The following is a 15,246-nucleotide window of genomic DNA, read 5'->3' as shown; positions in this document are numbered from 1 at the left end:
ACCGGAAGCGCTCACGCGGCCAAGGAATTCACCGGCGCCGCGGCCTTGACCGCATCGTCGACATGGCCCTCGAAGCGCTTGAAGTTCTCGCGGAACATCCCGACCAGCCGCTTGGCCGTTTCGGCGAATTCGGCCTTATCCTGCCAGGTCTTGACCGGATACAGGATGTGCGGCTCGACGCCGGGCACCGAGGTCGGCACCGCAAAGCCAAAATAGGGATCGCGGCGGAAATCGGCGCGGTTGAGCGAACCGTCCAGCGCCGAGGTCAGCAGGCGGCGGGTGACGCGGATCGGCATGCGCCGGCCGACGCCGTATTTGCCGCCGGTCCAGCCGGTGTTGACCAGCCAGCAATCGACATGGTGCTTGGCGATGAAATCGCGCAGCAGATTGGCGTATTCCGACGGGTGGCGCGGCAGGAAGGGCGAGCCGAAGCAGGTCGAGAATTCCGGCTCGACGCCGGTGAGGCCGCGCTCGGTGCCGGCGACCTTGGCGGTGTAGCCGGAGAGGAAATGGTACATCGCCTCCGCCGGCGTCAGCTTGGCGATCGGCGGCATCACGCCGAAGGCGTCCGCCGTCAGCATGACGATGTTCTTCGGCACGCCGGCGCGGCCGGTGCGTGAGGCGTTCGGGATGAAGTCGAGCGGATAGGCCGAGCGGGTGTTCTCGGTCTTGCTCTGATCGTCGAAATCGACGACGCGGGTGAAGGGGTCGAGCACGACATTCTCAAGCACCGTGCCGAAACGCTGCGACGCGGCGAAGATCTGCGGCTCGGCCTCGGCCGAGAGCTTGATCGTCTTGGCGTAGCAGCCACCCTCGAAATTGAAGATGCCGTTCTTCGACCAGCCATGCTCGTCATCGCCGATCAGCGTGCGGTCGGGATCGGCCGAAAGCGTGGTCTTGCCGGTGCCGGACAGGCCGAAGAAGATCGCCGAATCGTCCTTGGAGCCGACATTGGCCGAGCAGTGCATCGGCACGATGCCCTTGGCCGGCAGCGTGTAGTTCAGATAGGTGAAGACCGACTTCTTCATCTCGCCGGCATAGGCCGAGCCGCCGATCAGCACGATCTTGCGGGTGAAATCGATCGCGATCACGGTCTCGCTGCGGCAGCCATGGCGCTTGGGATCGGCCTTGAAGCTCGGCAGGTCGACGATGGTCAGCTCCGGCACGTAGCCGGCGATCTCCTCGAGCTCGGGACGGATCAGGAGGTTGCGGATGAACAGCGAATGCCAGGCGAATTCGGTGAAGACGCGCGCCTTGACGCGGTGCACCGGGTCGGCGCCGCCATAGAGATCCTGCGCGAAGAGCTCCTTGCCCTCGGCATGCTTGAGGAAATCGGCCAGCAGCGCCTCGAAATGCTCCGGCGACATCGCGCCGTTGTTCTCCCACCAGACCGTGCCTTCGGTCGTGGCGTCGCGCACGACGAATTTGTCCTTGGGCGAGCGCCCGGTATGCGTGCCGGTGTCGGCGCAGAGCGCGCCGCCTGCGGCCAGCCCGGCTTCGCCGCGTTTCAGGGCCTGCTCGTAGAGCTGCGGCGCCTGCAGGTTCCAGGACAGGGATTTCAGCTTGCGGAAGCCGAAGGTTTCGGCGCCGTGAGCTGTGTTGAACTGACCAATGGTTTCCACTGGGATACTCCCGAGGCATGCCATTCAAGGCAAAAGCACTGTTTTAAAGATATGCGATTCGGAGATCGTCGCGCAGCTGCGCAGACGAGGCAGACTTAAAATTTAAGTGGCAGGCTCTTTAGGCCCATGATGACGCCGGCTCAACCCGTCGAAAAGGCCTTCGGCCGAAGAAAAATCTTTAAATCGTTTAAAACGCCGTCGTGGTAAATCCCGTTCAAACCCCGGTGCGGGCCTTTGCGGCAAGCTCCGCCAGCATTGTCCGCAAGCTCGCCGGGCTATCCACGGAGGCGGGAAAGCCGAGCCGCAGCACGGTATCGCCGAGCGCGAGATCGAGCCCGTCCGGATCGAGCCCGGTCGCCCGCCAGGCCCCGTCGCGCGCTCCGAGCAGCACCCGCGCATAGAGCTTGAGCGCCTCGGCATGGTCGGCATTCATATGCGCGACGGCGCCCTCCTCGATCTCGGCCAGGGCCTGCGCCTGGGCCGGTTCGCTCAGGATATCCGGCGGCCCCAATTCATAGGCCTTGCCGAAGCCGCCATTCAGGCTCGCAGCCTCGATACCGAGGGCAAAGAACGAGAAATCGCCGAAATCGGCATAAAGCGCGGCCTTGGGCTGGCGCGCCAGGAAGCGGCGGCGGATGCGCTGGCCTTCGGGCGTCTCACGCGCGATGCGTCGTGCCCTGAGTTTGAGCGTGATGCGGGCATGGGCCAGCGGATCGCCCTTGCCGCCCGGCGCGATCAGGAGCGAGGCGCGCGGATCGGCGATCAGGTTGCCGGTATGGGCCGAAAGCGCCGAGACCAGGATCAGAGGCGTGCCGTCGCTATCGGTGGCGAGGCTCGTCAGCGTCGCGGCCGGGTGGCCGTCCTGACCCAAGGTCGCAAGCGAGCCGTAGCGCGCACTGCGCAGGAGACTTCGCGCCAGTCCGCGCGCCGTCTCATCGGTCGGCCTGATTGGATTGGTCGTTCGGGCAGGGTTCTCGTTCGGTTCGACGGGCTTGTTATTCGACCTGACGGGATCATTGTTCGACCTGACGGGGTCTTGATTCGACCTGACGGGGTCCTGCACCAACCTGACGGGGTCTTGCACCACGGAACCTCTTCGCCTTTCCGGCCTTATTCTGATGACGGTAGCGGAACTGTCACGCCATCGCTAGATTGCAGCCACGGTTTGGCCGCTCTCTCGCGAGAGTGGACCCAGTTATTGCAACGCGGCCAAGAGACGTAAAACTTATGCCAACAATTGCGCTGGTCGATGACGACCGCAACATCCTGACTTCGGTGTCCATCGCGCTCGAAGCCGAGGGCTACCGGATCATGACCTATACGGATGGCGCCTCAGCGCTCGACGGGCTGAAGCAGAACCCACCGGACCTGGCGATCTTCGACATCAAGATGCCGCGCATGGACGGGATGGAGCTGCTGCGCCGGTTGCGCCAGAAGTCCGACCTGCCGGTGATCTTCCTGACCTCGAAGGATGAGGAGATCGACGAACTCTTCGGGCTGAAGATGGGCGCGGACGACTTCATCCGCAAACCCTTCTCGCAGCGCCTCCTGGTCGAGCGCGTCAAGGCGATCCTGCGCCGCGCCGGCGCCAAGGATGTCGGCGCGCCTGCCCGCCCCGAGGACGCCAAGGCGCTGGAGCGCGGCCTGCTGCGCATGGACCCGGAGCGCCACACCTGCACCTGGAAGAACGAGCCGGTGACGCTGACCGTGACCGAGTTCCTGATCCTGCAATCGCTGGCGCAGCGCCCGGGCGTGGTGAAGAGCCGCAACGCCCTGATGGACGCGGCCTATGACGACGAGGTCTATGTCGACGACCGCACCATCGACAGCCACATCAAGCGCCTGCGCAAGAAGTTCAATCAGGTCGATGTCGATTTCGACATGATCGAGACCTTGTATGGCGTCGGTTATCGCTTCAAGGAAAGCTGAGCATCGGGGGGCGGGTTTTTCAGCCCTCATCCCGGAGAACCGCGAAGCGGCGTCTCGACCGATGCGCCACTTCGCAGCGGCAGTGCATACTGAACCGTCCCTCGCGGTGCGATCCCCCGGATCACTCCCCAGGATGAAGGCTTTGGACTTGAGGTTGTTAGGGACTATGGGGGTGATTTGACGCAGGCGATTTTGCGCGAATGCCAGGAGTTCGAGGACGCAAACCTTCCGGTTTGCTACGAAGGACGACACAGCAGTCGCGCAAAAGCGCCGCGCCCTGCGGGTGAGGTGAAAACGCCGGAGCTGCAGCGTTGCATCGCTTGCCGATACCAATGGTATCGCCTGCGCAATGCTCCTCCCATCTCCGGCGTTTTGACCTCATCAAATCGTCCCCATAGTCCCGAACAACCTCTAAGCTGCTCAGGAACAGCAGGGCGCTTGAGGCCTATGGCGACGGTTGACGACGAACGCAGGATTGTGATCCGCACGCAGCGCTTCGCGCCCATGCTGCGCAAGCGCCTGGCCGTGTTCGGCCGACGCAGCCTGCGCGCCATCTCCTCCCGCGCCGCCTCCAGCCTGACGCGACGCATCGTCGTCCTCAACCTGGCAGGGCTCGTGGCGCTGCTGCTCGGCTTCCTCTATCTCAACCAGTTCCGCGAGGGGCTGATCGAATCGCGGGTACAGAGCCTGCTGACCCAAGGCGAGATCATCGCCGGCGCGATCTCGGCTTCGGCGACGGTCGAGACCGACACCATCACCATCGACCCCGACAAGCTGCTCCAGTTGCAGGCGGGCGAGAGCGCCGGCATCGCCGAGGACCCGCTCGATTTCTCGATCAACCCTGAAAAGGTCGCGCCGCTGCTGCGGCGGCTGGTGACGCCGACCAAGACGCGGGCACGGGTCTACGACAAGGACGGGCTGCTGACGCTGGATTCGCGCAATCTCTATTCGCGCGGCGACGTGCTCCGGCTCGATCTGCCGCGCGTCGGCGAGCCCGACGAGCCGCCATTGCTGGAGCGCACCTGGAACATGCTGCGCAACCGGCTCGGCCGGGCCGACGTTCCCACCTATGACGATTTCGAGAACGCCAACGGCAAATCCTATCCCGAGGTGGCGCGCGCGCTGAACGGCACCCCGGCCAGCGTCGTGCGCGTCAACACGCGCGGGCAGACCATCGTCTCCGTCGCCGTGCCGGTGCAGCGCTTCCGTGCGCTGAAGGGCGTGCTGCTGCTCTCGACGCAGGGCGGCGACATCGACGCCATCATCGCCTCCGAGCGCTACGCGATCCTCCAGGTCTTCACGGTGGCCGCCGGCGTGATGATCGTGCTGTCGGTGCTGCTCGCCGGCACCATCGCGGAGCCGATCCGCAAGCTCGCCGAGGCGGCGCAGCGCGTCCGCAAGGGTGTCAAATCGCGCGAGCAGATCCCCGATTTCGCCGGCCGGCATGACGAGATCGGCCATCTCTCGGGCTCGCTGCGGGAGATGACCAAGGCGCTCTACAGCCGGATCGAGGCGATCGAGAGTTTTGCCGCCGATGTCGCCCATGAACTGAAGAACCCGCTGACTTCGCTGCGCAGCGCCGTCGAGACGCTACCGCGCGCCAAATCCAGCGAGTCGCGCGGCCGGCTGCTCGCAGTGATCCAGCATGATGTGCGCCGGCTCGACCGCCTGATCTCGGATATTTCCGACGCCTCGCGGCTCGACGCCGAACTCGCCCGCAATGACGCCGCCCCGGTCGATATCGGGCAGGTCCTCGATGCCGTCGTCTCGGTGCAGAACGAGACCCGCCATGAGGCGCGTGCCGGCATCGAGCTCAAGACCGAGCGGCGCGGCCAGCGGCCGGGCGGGCGCGACGGCTTCCTGGTGATGGGCCATGATTCACGGCTGGGCCAGGTTCTGGTCAACCTGATCGACAATGCCCGCTCCTTCTCGCCGGCCGACAAGCCGGTGCACGTCACGCTGTCGCGCGAAGGGGCCGACGTGCTGATCACGGTCGAGGATGACGGCCCCGGCATCGAGCCGCATGCGCTGGAGCGCGTTTTCGAGCGCTTCTATACCGACCGGCCCAATGAGGGTTTCGGCCAGAATTCGGGCCTGGGCCTTTCGATCTCGCGCCAGATCATCGAGGCTCATCGCGGCTCGATCCGGGCCGAGAACCGCCTCGGGCCGGCTGATGGCGATGGCGAACAGCCGCGCATCGGCGCCCGCTTCATCGTCCGGCTGCCGGCCGTGCCGCTGGCGGCCTGAAGCAGATGAGCGAGCAAGCCAGCCGCATCCATGCCAGCACCATTGCGATCGGCGAGGCCGGCATTCTCATCCGCGGCCCGTCCGGCTCGGGCAAATCGACGCTGGCGCTGGCGCTGATTGCGACTGCCACGCAAGCGGGATCCTTCGCCAGGCTGGTGGCCGATGATCGCACTGAGATCGCCGGCCATGCCGGCCGCCTGCTCGCCCGCCCGGTCGCGCCGCTGGAAGGGCTCGTCGAGCGGCGCGGGCTCGGCCTGACGCCGGAGCCCCATCTGCCGGCGGTCCAGGTCCGGCTGATCGTCGATCTGCTCGCGGACGAACCGGCGCGCATGCCTGAACCGGAGGATCTGATCGACCGATTGGCGGGCATCGACCTGCCGCGCCTCAGGCTGGCGGGCCGTCCCGGCGATGAAAGGCTGGTCCTGGCAGCCTTAAAACTGTTTCTGGATCAGTCTTAAGTCGGGATTTCGACAAGTTTTAAACGCGCCGGCTTGCGCATATCTCGCACCTGCCGCATAAACCGCGACCTTGTCCGGGCGCCACGCGCGCTCTCCAGGCGCCATAGTGAATGATCGGACTCGTCCTCGTGACGCATGGGCATTTGGCGACGGAATTCCGCGCCGCGCTCGAACACGTCGTCGGCCCCCAGAAAAACCTCGCCACCATCGCCATCGCCCCCGATGACGACATGGAAGGTCGACGCCGCGACATCATCGCGGCCGTCGAGGAGGTTGAAACCGGCCGGGGCGTCATCGTGCTGACCGACATGTTCGGCGGCACGCCCTCGAATCTCGCCATCTCGGTGATGGAGCCCGGCCGCATCGACGTCGTCGCCGGCGTCAACCTGCCGATGCTGATCAAGCTCGCCAGCGTGCGCGAGGAAAAGAGCCTCGACGAGGCCGTGACCAGCGCGCAGGATGCCGGACGGAAATACATCACCGTCGCCAGCCGCGTTCTGGCCGGCAAATAGGCGCTGACCAGATGAAGACGAGCAGCCAGGTGGATGAGCGGCAAGACGACGAGGATTGCGACTGCCCAGAGCCCGTGATCCCGACCGGCTCGCTCTATTGCGAATTGCCGATCGTCAACAAGAAGGGGCTGCACGCCCGCGCCACGGCGAAATTCGTGCAATGCGCCTCGAATTTCGACGCCGACATTACCGTGACCCGCTGCGGCGAGACGGTCGGCGCGACCTCGATCATGGGCATCCTGACGCTGGGAGCCGGCATCGGCTCGACCATCACCGTGGTGGCGAAGGGGCGCGAGGCGGAACAGGCGCTGAAGGCGCTGGAAGCGCTGGTGGCCGACAAGTTCGGCGAGGGCGAGTAGCTCGGAAACTCCTTGAAATGAGCTCAGTGCGTTCGCGCAAGCCTCATTCCAATAGTTGACGCGCGGTGCGCCTGTCGATGCGATTGGTCCAACGAGCCTCCCTTTCATGATCTTCGAAATTCGGGCCGTAACCATTGCCCGGTATTCTCCGATACTCTTCGGGTTCGGGATCATCGACGCCATGCCGCCAATCGTCACTTTCAGCTATTCCGAGCATGCAATGACCATGCTCGCGGAACGTGAGATCGAACGTGTTTGGGTCGAGCGAACGGTCTTGCAGCCCGATGCAACCGAACCTGACCCAAAACACCCCGACAGACAGCGCGCTTTTCGGACTGTGCCCGAGCGCGACGGGAGGGTGCTGCGTGTGGTATATGTTCGATCTGACACGGCGTATCGCGTGATCACGCCGTTTCTCGATCGAGGCCGCAGACGATGAAGACCCGCTACGACCCCGAAGCCGACGCCCTCTATCTTCGCTTCGCCGAAACCCCGGTGAGCGAAAGCGAAGAGGTGCGGCCGGGCATCGTCTTCGATTTCGACGCCGAGGGCCGAATCGTCGCCGTCGAAATCCTCGATGCGTCAGAGCATCTGGCGAACGGTGCTGATCTGCGGACACTGACAGCAGCTTGAGAGATCCTGCACCGTCATTGCGAGCACAGCGAAGCAATCCGGAAAGTCTCGCTCTGCCGCTGCTGGATTGCTTCGCTCCGCTCGGAATGACGCGATGAGCTTTACGTCTCCCCTGCCATCGCACACAGCACATTCGCCAGCACACGCGTCGCCTGCATGAAGTCGGCGATCGCCATGGCCTCGGCCGGGTTGTGGCTGCCCTTGTCGTTGCGCACGAAGATCATCGCGGCCGGAATGCCGGCATCGGCGAAATCCTGGGCATCGTGCCCGCCGCCGCTCGCCATGGTCAGGAACGGGATCGACAACCCGCTCGCGCTGGCCTGAAGCGCCGCGACCAGCCCGGCATCCATCAAGGCGGGCGTCGACCGGTCGAACGGGTCAAGCCCGAAGGAGACGCCGCGCCGGGCCTCGATGTCACGGGCGCTCGCGCGCAGGAAAGCTTCCATGCCGTCGAGCACCGCCACGTCCTGGCTGCGGATGTCGATCGCGAAATCGACCTGGCCCGGCACCTTGGTGATCGAGTGCAATTCCGCTTCGGTCGAGAATCTCCCGACCGTGACCACGAGATCCTCCCCCGCAGCACGGCGGCGGCTCCACTCGCTATCCAGCGCCATCACCAGATCGGCCGTCGCGAAGACCGCGTCCTGGCGGTACTCATGCGGAACCGCCCCCGAATGCGAGTAAGCGCCGAGCGCGCTGGCATTGCGGGCGCGATAGGCGCCGCGGATGCCGGTGACGATGCCGACGGGAAGGGCGCGGTTCTCCAGAATCGGCCCCTGCTCGATATGCAGTTCGATATAGCCCGCGATATCGGCGGGGTTCAGGATGGGTGGCCCGGCCGCGATGCGGGCCGCGTCGAAACCGGCTTCGGTCATCATCGCGCGCAGCGAACGGCCGGTCGCGACATGGGTCGCGCTGTCGAGTTCGCCCTCCCAGAGCAGGCCAAGCGCGGCGCGGCTGCCGAAATGCCCGCCATGGCGCCCGACGAACCAGGCGCTGCTCTCCTCCGCCCTGAACGCCATCAGGACGATGTCGCAATCCGGCTGGAGCCCGGCGTCGATCATCGCCGCGATCGCGACCAATCCGGCGATGACCCCGGCCGCTCCGTCGAAATTGCCGCCCTGACGCACCGAGTCCAGATGCGATCCGGTGATCCAGGCCGGACGCTCCGGATGCCTGCCGGCGAGCCGCGCCGACAGATTGCCCGCCGCATCGACTGAGACCGCAAGGCCCAGCCCGCGCGCCAGATCGGCGATCAGATCATGCGCTGCCTGTTCGCCCGCCATGTAGGAGGTTCGGGTCACGCCCGGCCCGTCGAGGCTCCGGGCGCGCAGGGCATCAAGGATCGAGACGGTGAAGGCCTCGCGGGCGATGACGGCGGCGTCGAGCGAGGGGCAAGGCTGAAAGGCTGCGGCGTTGACGGACAAGGCTGTCTCCGAAGTGGCGTCGCAAGCGTCGCGCAAAACCTGGCGCCACCCCTGCCATCTCCTCCTAGCCCAGCAAAGCTCCGGCCAACAGGATCGGCCCCGCGTCGCCGACTCTCGTCCTCGAACAGATCAGGGACATAAAGACATCTTTATATCTTTGATTGCGCTCCGCCGGCTGCGCTGCTAAAGACCCGCCCGTCATTCCAGAACCAGCAGTGGAGCAGCCCCGTGTCGAAGACCGATTACATCGTCAAGGACATCAGCCTCGCGGAATATGGCCGCAAGGAAATCAACATGGCCCAGGACGAGATGCCGGGCCTGATGGCGATTCGCGCCGAGCACAAGGGCAAGAACCCGCTCAAGGGCGCGCGCATCGCCGGCTGCCTGCACATGACCATCCAGACCGCCGTGCTGATCGAGACGCTGACGGAACTCGGGGCCGATGTGCGCTGGTCCTCCTGCAACATCTTCTCGACCCAGGACCATGCCGCCGCCGCGATCGCCGCGACCGGCGTTCCGGTCTTCGCCATCAAGGGCGAGACGCTGGAAGAGTATTGGGAATACGTGCTCAAGACCGCGACCTGGGGCGACGGCGGCACGCCCAACATGATCCTGGACGATGGCGGCGACCTGACCATGCTGATCATCCTCGGCGCCGAGGCCGAAGCCGGCAAGGCCGAGTTCCTGGACAAGCCGGGCAATGAGGAAGAGACCATCTTCTTCAAGCTGATCAAGCGCGAGCTCAAGGCCAATCCGGGCTGGTTCACCAAGACGCGCGCCGCGATCAAGGGCGTCTCGGAAGAGACCACCACCGGCGTGCACCGCCTCTACGAGCTGGCCAAGGCCGGCCGGATGCCGTTCCCGGCGATCAACGTCAACGATAGCGTCACCAAGTCGAAGTTCGACAACCTCTATGGCTGCCGCGAGTCGCTGGTCGACGCCATCCGCCGCGGCACCGACGTGATGATGTCGGGCAAGGTCGCGGTCGTCTGCGGCTATGGCGACGTCGGCAAGGGCTCGTCCGCCTCGCTGCGCCAGGCCGGCTGCCGCGTGCTCGTCACCGAAATCGACCCGATCTGCGCGCTGCAGGCGGCGATGGAGGGCTACGAGGTCGTCACCATGGAGGAGGCCGCCCCGCGCGCCGACATCTTCGTGACCGCCACCGGCAATCTCGACGTGATCACCGTCGACCATATGCGCGCGATGAAGCACCGCGCCATCGTCTGCAATATCGGCCATTTCGACTCCGAGATTCAGGTCGCCGGCCTGAAGAACTTCAAATGGGACAACGTCAAGCCGCAGGTCGACGAGGTCGAATTCCCCGACGGCAAGCGCATCATCCTGCTCTCGGAAGGCCGCCTGGTGAATCTCGGCAACGCGACCGGGCACCCCTCCTTCGTGATGTCCTGCTCGTTCTCGAACCAGACGCTGGCCCAGGTCGAGCTTTGGAACCACCACGCCAAATACGAGAACAAGGTCTACACCTTGCCCAAGCATCTCGACGAGAAGGTCGCGGCGCTGCATCTGGCCAAGGTCGGGGCCAAGCTCACCGTGCTCAACGACGCCCAGGCCAAGTATCTCGGCCTGGCGCCGACCGGCCCGTTCAAGCCGGAACTCTACCGCTACTGACAGTCGATATCGGCAAAATCGGATCAGGCCCGGCGCAATCGCCGGGCCTTTTTCTTTTTTGGAACAGGCGCGCGTCTCGCCAAATATACTACTAATAGTAACTCGATGCGATCTGCCATCTACTGATTGACGGTCGCCGGAAATCTGTGGCGCGATTTCGAAATTCGCCCGATTTACCATCCATTAAGCACTTCCTGCCGGAGTCTACGGATGATTAGAGTGGGGCTGATTCGGGCCCGCCCTTTGCGTGGGCCGGATCGACGCTCTGATGTGGTTGGCGTGGTGGCAGGCGTTGCGTCGGGTCCAGGAGGACGGCGTAGCGACCGGCCTCAAGCCCGATTCTGAAGCGTGCTTGGGTGGCCAGGCAGGCTACCCGCCGCCTTCAACGATAACGGACGCAGGATGAGACGGTCGAGGCGACAGAAACGAAGCGGCGGCGGTTGGCGCAGCCACGCGGTTCTTCCCGGCCTCGCTGTCGCGCAGGCGCCGACCGCGACATTTGCCCAGGCCGACTGGCTCACCCCGCTGCGCACGGAGACGCTAAGCACAGGGAGCCTGTCGCTCCTGCTCATCGGCCTCACCGTCTTCGCCGCGACGACCTCGCTGATCTATGTGCGCGAACGGGGACGCTGGCACCGCCGCGAAACCGAGATGGCGGGCGAGCTCGAGGCCGCGCGCGGCCATCAGGACCGCCTGGCCGCCTTGCTCGCCGCCGACCCGCAGGTCGTGGTCAGCTGGAGCGGGCGCGACGCCCAGCCGATCTTCGAAGGCGATAGCGGCTTCCTCGGCGCGCCGGGCGCGACACTGGCGCTGGCCTATGGCGCCTGGGCTCCCCCGGTCGAGGCCAAGAAACTGGAGCTCGCCACGGATGCGCTGAAAGAGCGCGGCGAGGCCTTCGGCTTCACGCTGCGCGCCAAGACGGGCCCCTATATCGATGTCGAGGGTCGTCCCGTCGCCGGGCGCGCGGTGATCCGCTTCCGCGAAGTCACCGGCGAACGTGCGCAGGTCATGACCTTGCGCGGCGACCTGGAGCGCCTCTCTTCCGATCATTCCGCCCTGATCGCCTTGCTGGCGGGCCTGCAGCAGCCGGCCTGGACGCGCGCGGCGGACGGACGCCTGACCTGGTGCAACGCGGCCTATGCGCGCGCCGTGGAGGCCACTGACGGCCCCGAAGTGACCAAGAGCGGCCTCGAACTGCTCGACCGGGGCGAGCGCGAGGCCGCGGCCAAGGCCAGGCGCGAGGGGCGCATCTTCTCGGTGCGGGCGCCGGCCGTCGTCGCCGGGCAGCGCCGGACGCTCGACATCCTCGAACTGCCGACGCCTGTGGGTTTTGCCGGCATCGCGACCGATATGAGCGAATTGGAGGCTGTGCGAACCGATCTGCAGCGCCAGATGGACGCCCATGTGCGCACGCTCGACCGTTTGAAGACGGCGGTCGCGGTGTTCGACGCGACGCAGCATCTGGTCTACCGCAACTCCGGTTTCGACACGCTCTGGTCGCTCGATGCCGGCTTCCTCGACGGCCAGCCGAGCGACAGCGAGATCCTCGACCGGCTCCGGGCCGAGCGTCGCCTGCCCGAACTCGGCGATTACCGCAGCTGGAAAGCCAGCGTGCAGGCCGCCTATACCGCGACACGTGCCATCGAGGATTGGTGGTATCTACCCGACGGGCGCACGATCCATGTCGTCGCCAGCCCCAACCCGCAGGGCGGCGTGACCTATCTGCTCGACGACGTGACCGAACGCTTCACGCTGGAATCGCGCTTCAACGCGCTCTCCCGCACCCAGCGCGAGACGCTGGATTCATTGCGTGAGGGCGTCGCCGTGTTCGGCTCGGACGGGCGGCTCAAGCTCTCCAACCCGGCCTTCGCCCAGGCCTGGCGGATTCAGCCCGACATTGCCGGCGCCGCGCCCCATATCGACGAGATCGTCAGGCTGTGCCGGCCGCTCTTTCCGCAGGACGAGGTCTGGAGCGAGCTGCACAGCGTCATCACCGGCGTGCGCGACGCACGCGAGGATTATGGCTGCCGGATGGAGCGGCGCGACGGTTCGGTGCTCGATTGCGCCGCGGCGCCGCTGCCGGACGGCGCGACCCTGATCTCGTTTGCCGACGTGACCGCGAGCGTAAACGTCGAACGCGCCCTGACCGAGAAGAACGAAGCGCTGGAGAAGGTCTCTCGCCTGCGCGAGGATTTCGTCCACCACGTTTCCTATGAGCTGCGCTCGCCATTGACCAACATCATCGGCTTCGCCCAGCTGCTGGGAACGGAGGCGATCGGCGCCCTGAACGAGAAGCAGCGCGACTACACCTCCCATATCGTGCGCTCCTCGGGCGCGCTGCTCGCGATCATCAACGACATCCTGGATCTCGCCACGATCGACAATGGCGCGCTGACGCTGGAGCTGAACGAGGTCGACGTCGCCGAAACCATCGCCGAGGCGGCGGCGGGGCTCCACGACCGATTGACCGACAGCAAAATGAAGCTGCAGGTCGAGATCGCTCCGCAGACGGGGCCGTTGCTCGCCGATGGCAAGCGGCTGCGCCAGGTGCTGTTCAACCTGATCTCGAATGCGATCGGCTTCTCCTCGCCGGGTCAAACCATCACGGTCAGCGCAGCGCGCAGCGGCGGCCATGTCCGCATCACCGTCAGCGATCAAGGCCGCGGCATCCCCGCCGAGGTGAAGGAGAAGGTGTTCGACCGCTTCGAGAGCCATTCGCTCGGCTCCAACCATCGCGGCGTCGGCCTGGGCCTCTCGATCGTGCGCTCGATCGTCGAACTGCATGGTGGGCGCGTCGAGCTCGATTCGGCACCGGGGCGCGGCACCCGGGTGACCGCCGTGTTTCCGTCCGAGGGCCTGCCGCTTTCGGATGCGGCGGAATGAGCGAGGAGCTGGTTAAAAGCGGCGCGCATCGGCTCCTGCTGGTCGATGAGGCGGCGACAGCGCGGCTGGCGGCCGACCTCGCCGCCATCCTGAAGCCGGGCGACATCGTCGCGCTGTCGGGCCATCTCGGCGCCGGGAAATCGGCATTGGCACGGGCGATCCTGCGCGAACTCGCCGGCGATCCGGCGCTGGAAGCGCCGAGCCCGACCTTCACCCTGGTGCAGAGCTACGACACGCCGCGCGGCGCCGTGCTCCATGCCGATCTCTACCGGGTCCGTTCACCCGACGAGCTCGACGATATCGGGCTGATCGAGGATCTCGAGCGCATCGTCACCCTGGTCGAGTGGCCCGACCGCGCCGGCACGCGGCTGCCCGCCGGACGCCGGCTCGACATCGTGCTCGACGTCGATCCGAGAAACCCCGAGACGGGCCGCATCGCGACGCTTGCCGGCGGCGTGCTCTGGCGGCAGCGGCTCAGCATCGCGATCGCGACGCGGCATATGCTCGACGATGCCGGCTGGGGCGACGCGCAACGCGACTTCATGCAAGGCGACGCCTCCAGCCGCGCCTATGAGCGCTTGGTGCGCAGCAATGGCGAAAGCGCGATCCTGATGATCTCGCCGCCGCGTCCGGACGGCCCCGCCATCCGGCAAGGCAAGCCCTACAGCGCCATCGCGCATCTGGCCGAGACCATCGACGCCTTCGTGGCGATGGATCGCGGCCTGCATTCGCTGGGCTATTCCGCGCCGGAAATCCTGGCGCAGGATCTCTCGACCGGGCTGCTGCTGATCGAGGATCTCGGCGAGGAGGGCGTGCTCGACGCGGACGGCCCGATCCCGGAGCGCTACGAGGCTGCGGCCCGCCTGCTCGCCGATTTGCACCGCCATACCTTGCCGACGATCCTGCCCGTCGCTGAGGGCCGCGACCATATCGTGCCCGATTACGACCGCGGCGCGCTGGCGATCGAGACCGAACTGATCCTGGAATGGTACGCACCCCATATCGCCGGCGTGACCCTGCCGGCGGTGACGCAGGCCGAATTCGCGCGAATCTGGGGCCGGCTCTTCGACGAGATCCTGGAAGCGCCTTCGACCTGGACCTTGCGGGATTTCCATTCGCCCAACCTGATCTGGCTGCCGAAGCGCCAGGGGCTTGCCCAGCTCGGATTGATCGATTTCCAGGACGCGGTGCTCGGGCACCCGGCCTATGACCTCGTCTCATTGGGGCAGGATGCGCGCGTCGACGTGCCCGCCGCCCTGGAGCTGCGACTGCTCGCGGCCTATGGCGCGGCGCGGCGCGGCGACGATCCCGCTTTCGATCTCGCCGGCTTCGCCCGCGCCTATGCGATCCTCGGCGCGCAACGCAACACCAAGATCGCCGGCATCTTCGCCCGGCTCGACCGGCGCGACGGCAAGCCCGCCTATCTCGAGCACCTCCCGCGAATCGAAGCCTATCTGCGCCGCAATCTCGAGCATCCCGCGCTCGAAGAGCTCAAGGGCTGGTATCAGGCGCATCTGCCGAAGCTGTTTGCGGCGAACTGAATTCGG

13 protein-coding genes are annotated in these 15,246 nt (G+C 65.8%); 10 read left to right on the top strand and 3 right to left on the bottom strand.

Features of this window, described 5'->3' with window-relative positions:
• Positions 1-11: 11 nt before the first annotated feature.
• Positions 12-1,646, bottom strand: a complete 1,635-nt coding sequence (locus tag BHK69_RS05110; RefSeq protein ID WP_069689161.1) for a phosphoenolpyruvate carboxykinase — start codon at positions 1,644-1,646, stop codon at positions 12-14.
• A gap of 190 nt (positions 1,647-1,836) precedes the next feature.
• A complete protein-coding gene (locus BHK69_RS05105) occupies positions 1,837-2,526 on the bottom strand; it encodes a HugZ family pyridoxamine 5'-phosphate oxidase (RefSeq protein ID WP_342029753.1) in 690 nt (229 codons plus the stop codon).
• A gap of 323 nt (positions 2,527-2,849) precedes the next feature.
• Between BHK69_RS05105 and BHK69_RS05100 the strand changes: the two genes are divergently transcribed.
• The 7 genes from BHK69_RS05100 (at position 2,850) to BHK69_RS05070 (ending at position 7,760) form a co-directional block, all read left to right on the top strand.
• Positions 2,850-3,551, top strand: coding sequence for a response regulator transcription factor (locus BHK69_RS05100; RefSeq protein ID WP_069689160.1), 702 nt, complete (start codon positions 2,850-2,852; stop codon positions 3,549-3,551).
• 447 nt (positions 3,552-3,998) lie between these two features.
• On the top strand, positions 3,999-5,798 hold the full coding sequence (locus BHK69_RS05095) for a sensor histidine kinase (RefSeq protein ID WP_069689159.1): 1,800 nt from the start codon (positions 3,999-4,001) through the stop codon (positions 5,796-5,798).
• Positions 5,799-5,803: 5 nt separating this feature from the next.
• Entirely contained in the window at positions 5,804-6,256 is a 453-nt protein-coding gene (locus BHK69_RS05090; protein ID WP_069689158.1) for an HPr kinase/phosphorylase, read from the top strand.
• A gap of 110 nt (positions 6,257-6,366) precedes the next feature.
• Complete coding sequence (locus BHK69_RS05085) at positions 6,367-6,768, top strand: PTS sugar transporter subunit IIA (RefSeq protein ID WP_069689157.1); 402 nt, start codon at positions 6,367-6,369, stop codon at positions 6,766-6,768.
• Positions 6,769-6,779: 11 nt separating this feature from the next.
• Positions 6,780-7,127, top strand: coding sequence for an HPr family phosphocarrier protein (locus tag BHK69_RS05080; protein WP_083269127.1), 348 nt, complete (start codon positions 6,780-6,782; stop codon positions 7,125-7,127).
• A gap of 106 nt (positions 7,128-7,233) precedes the next feature.
• On the top strand, positions 7,234-7,566 hold the full coding sequence (locus BHK69_RS05075; protein WP_244548402.1) for a DUF4258 domain-containing protein: 333 nt from the start codon (positions 7,234-7,236) through the stop codon (positions 7,564-7,566).
• Complete coding sequence (locus tag BHK69_RS05070) at positions 7,563-7,760, top strand: DUF2283 domain-containing protein (protein WP_069689156.1); 198 nt, start codon at positions 7,563-7,565, stop codon at positions 7,758-7,760. Before BHK69_RS05075 ends, BHK69_RS05070 begins: the two co-directional genes overlap by 4 nt.
• A 101-nt stretch (positions 7,761-7,861) precedes the next feature.
• On the opposite strand, the gene BHK69_RS05065 is transcribed toward BHK69_RS05070, so the two are convergent.
• Positions 7,862-9,187, bottom strand: a complete 1,326-nt coding sequence (locus tag BHK69_RS05065; protein ID WP_199579034.1) for a hydantoinase/carbamoylase family amidase — start codon at positions 9,185-9,187, stop codon at positions 7,862-7,864.
• 228 nt (positions 9,188-9,415) lie between these two features.
• Between BHK69_RS05065 and ahcY the strand changes: the two genes are divergently transcribed.
• The 3 genes from ahcY (at position 9,416) to tsaE (ending at position 15,240) form a co-directional block, all read left to right on the top strand.
• Positions 9,416-10,816 (top strand): adenosylhomocysteinase, encoded by a 1,401-nt coding sequence (gene ahcY / locus BHK69_RS05060; protein ID WP_069689155.1) that lies wholly within the window; start codon positions 9,416-9,418, stop codon positions 10,814-10,816.
• A gap of 402 nt (positions 10,817-11,218) precedes the next feature.
• Positions 11,219-13,699 (top strand): sensor histidine kinase, encoded by a 2,481-nt coding sequence (locus BHK69_RS05055; protein ID WP_069689154.1) that lies wholly within the window; start codon positions 11,219-11,221, stop codon positions 13,697-13,699.
• Positions 13,696-15,240, top strand: a complete 1,545-nt coding sequence (gene tsaE, locus BHK69_RS05050; protein WP_069689153.1) for a tRNA (adenosine(37)-N6)-threonylcarbamoyltransferase complex ATPase subunit type 1 TsaE — start codon at positions 13,696-13,698, stop codon at positions 15,238-15,240. Before BHK69_RS05055 ends, tsaE begins: the two co-directional genes overlap by 4 nt.
• Positions 15,241-15,246: the final 6 nt, after the last annotated feature.

This window comes from Bosea vaviloviae, assembly GCF_001741865.1.
Lineage (GTDB): Bacteria > Pseudomonadota > Alphaproteobacteria > Rhizobiales > Beijerinckiaceae > Allobosea > Allobosea vaviloviae.
This window is presented reverse-complemented; position numbering and strand designations above follow the sequence as displayed.

What these genes read in the sequence shown, in the direction of transcription:
- BHK69_RS05110 (WP_069689161.1), bottom strand. Translation starts at nt 1,646, where the DNA reads ATGGCATGCCTCGGGAGTATCCCAGTGGAAACCATTGGTCAGTTCAAC.
- BHK69_RS05100 (WP_069689160.1), top strand. Translation starts at nt 2,850, where the DNA reads ATGCCAACAATTGCGCTGGTCGATGACGACCGCAACATCCTGACTTCG.
- BHK69_RS05095 (WP_069689159.1), top strand. Translation starts at nt 3,999, where the DNA reads ATGGCGACGGTTGACGACGAACGCAGGATTGTGATCCGCACGCAGCGC.
- BHK69_RS05090 (WP_069689158.1), top strand. Translation starts at nt 5,804, where the DNA reads ATGAGCGAGCAAGCCAGCCGCATCCATGCCAGCACCATTGCGATCGGC.
- BHK69_RS05085 (WP_069689157.1), top strand. Translation starts at nt 6,367, where the DNA reads ATGATCGGACTCGTCCTCGTGACGCATGGGCATTTGGCGACGGAATTC.
- BHK69_RS05080 (WP_083269127.1), top strand. Translation starts at nt 6,780, where the DNA reads ATGAAGACGAGCAGCCAGGTGGATGAGCGGCAAGACGACGAGGATTGC.
- BHK69_RS05075 (WP_244548402.1), top strand. Translation starts at nt 7,234, where the DNA reads ATGATCTTCGAAATTCGGGCCGTAACCATTGCCCGGTATTCTCCGATA.
- BHK69_RS05070 (WP_069689156.1), top strand. Translation starts at nt 7,563, where the DNA reads ATGAAGACCCGCTACGACCCCGAAGCCGACGCCCTCTATCTTCGCTTC.
- BHK69_RS05055 (WP_069689154.1), top strand. Translation starts at nt 11,219, where the DNA reads ATGAGACGGTCGAGGCGACAGAAACGAAGCGGCGGCGGTTGGCGCAGC.
- tsaE (WP_069689153.1), top strand. Translation starts at nt 13,696, where the DNA reads ATGAGCGAGGAGCTGGTTAAAAGCGGCGCGCATCGGCTCCTGCTGGTC.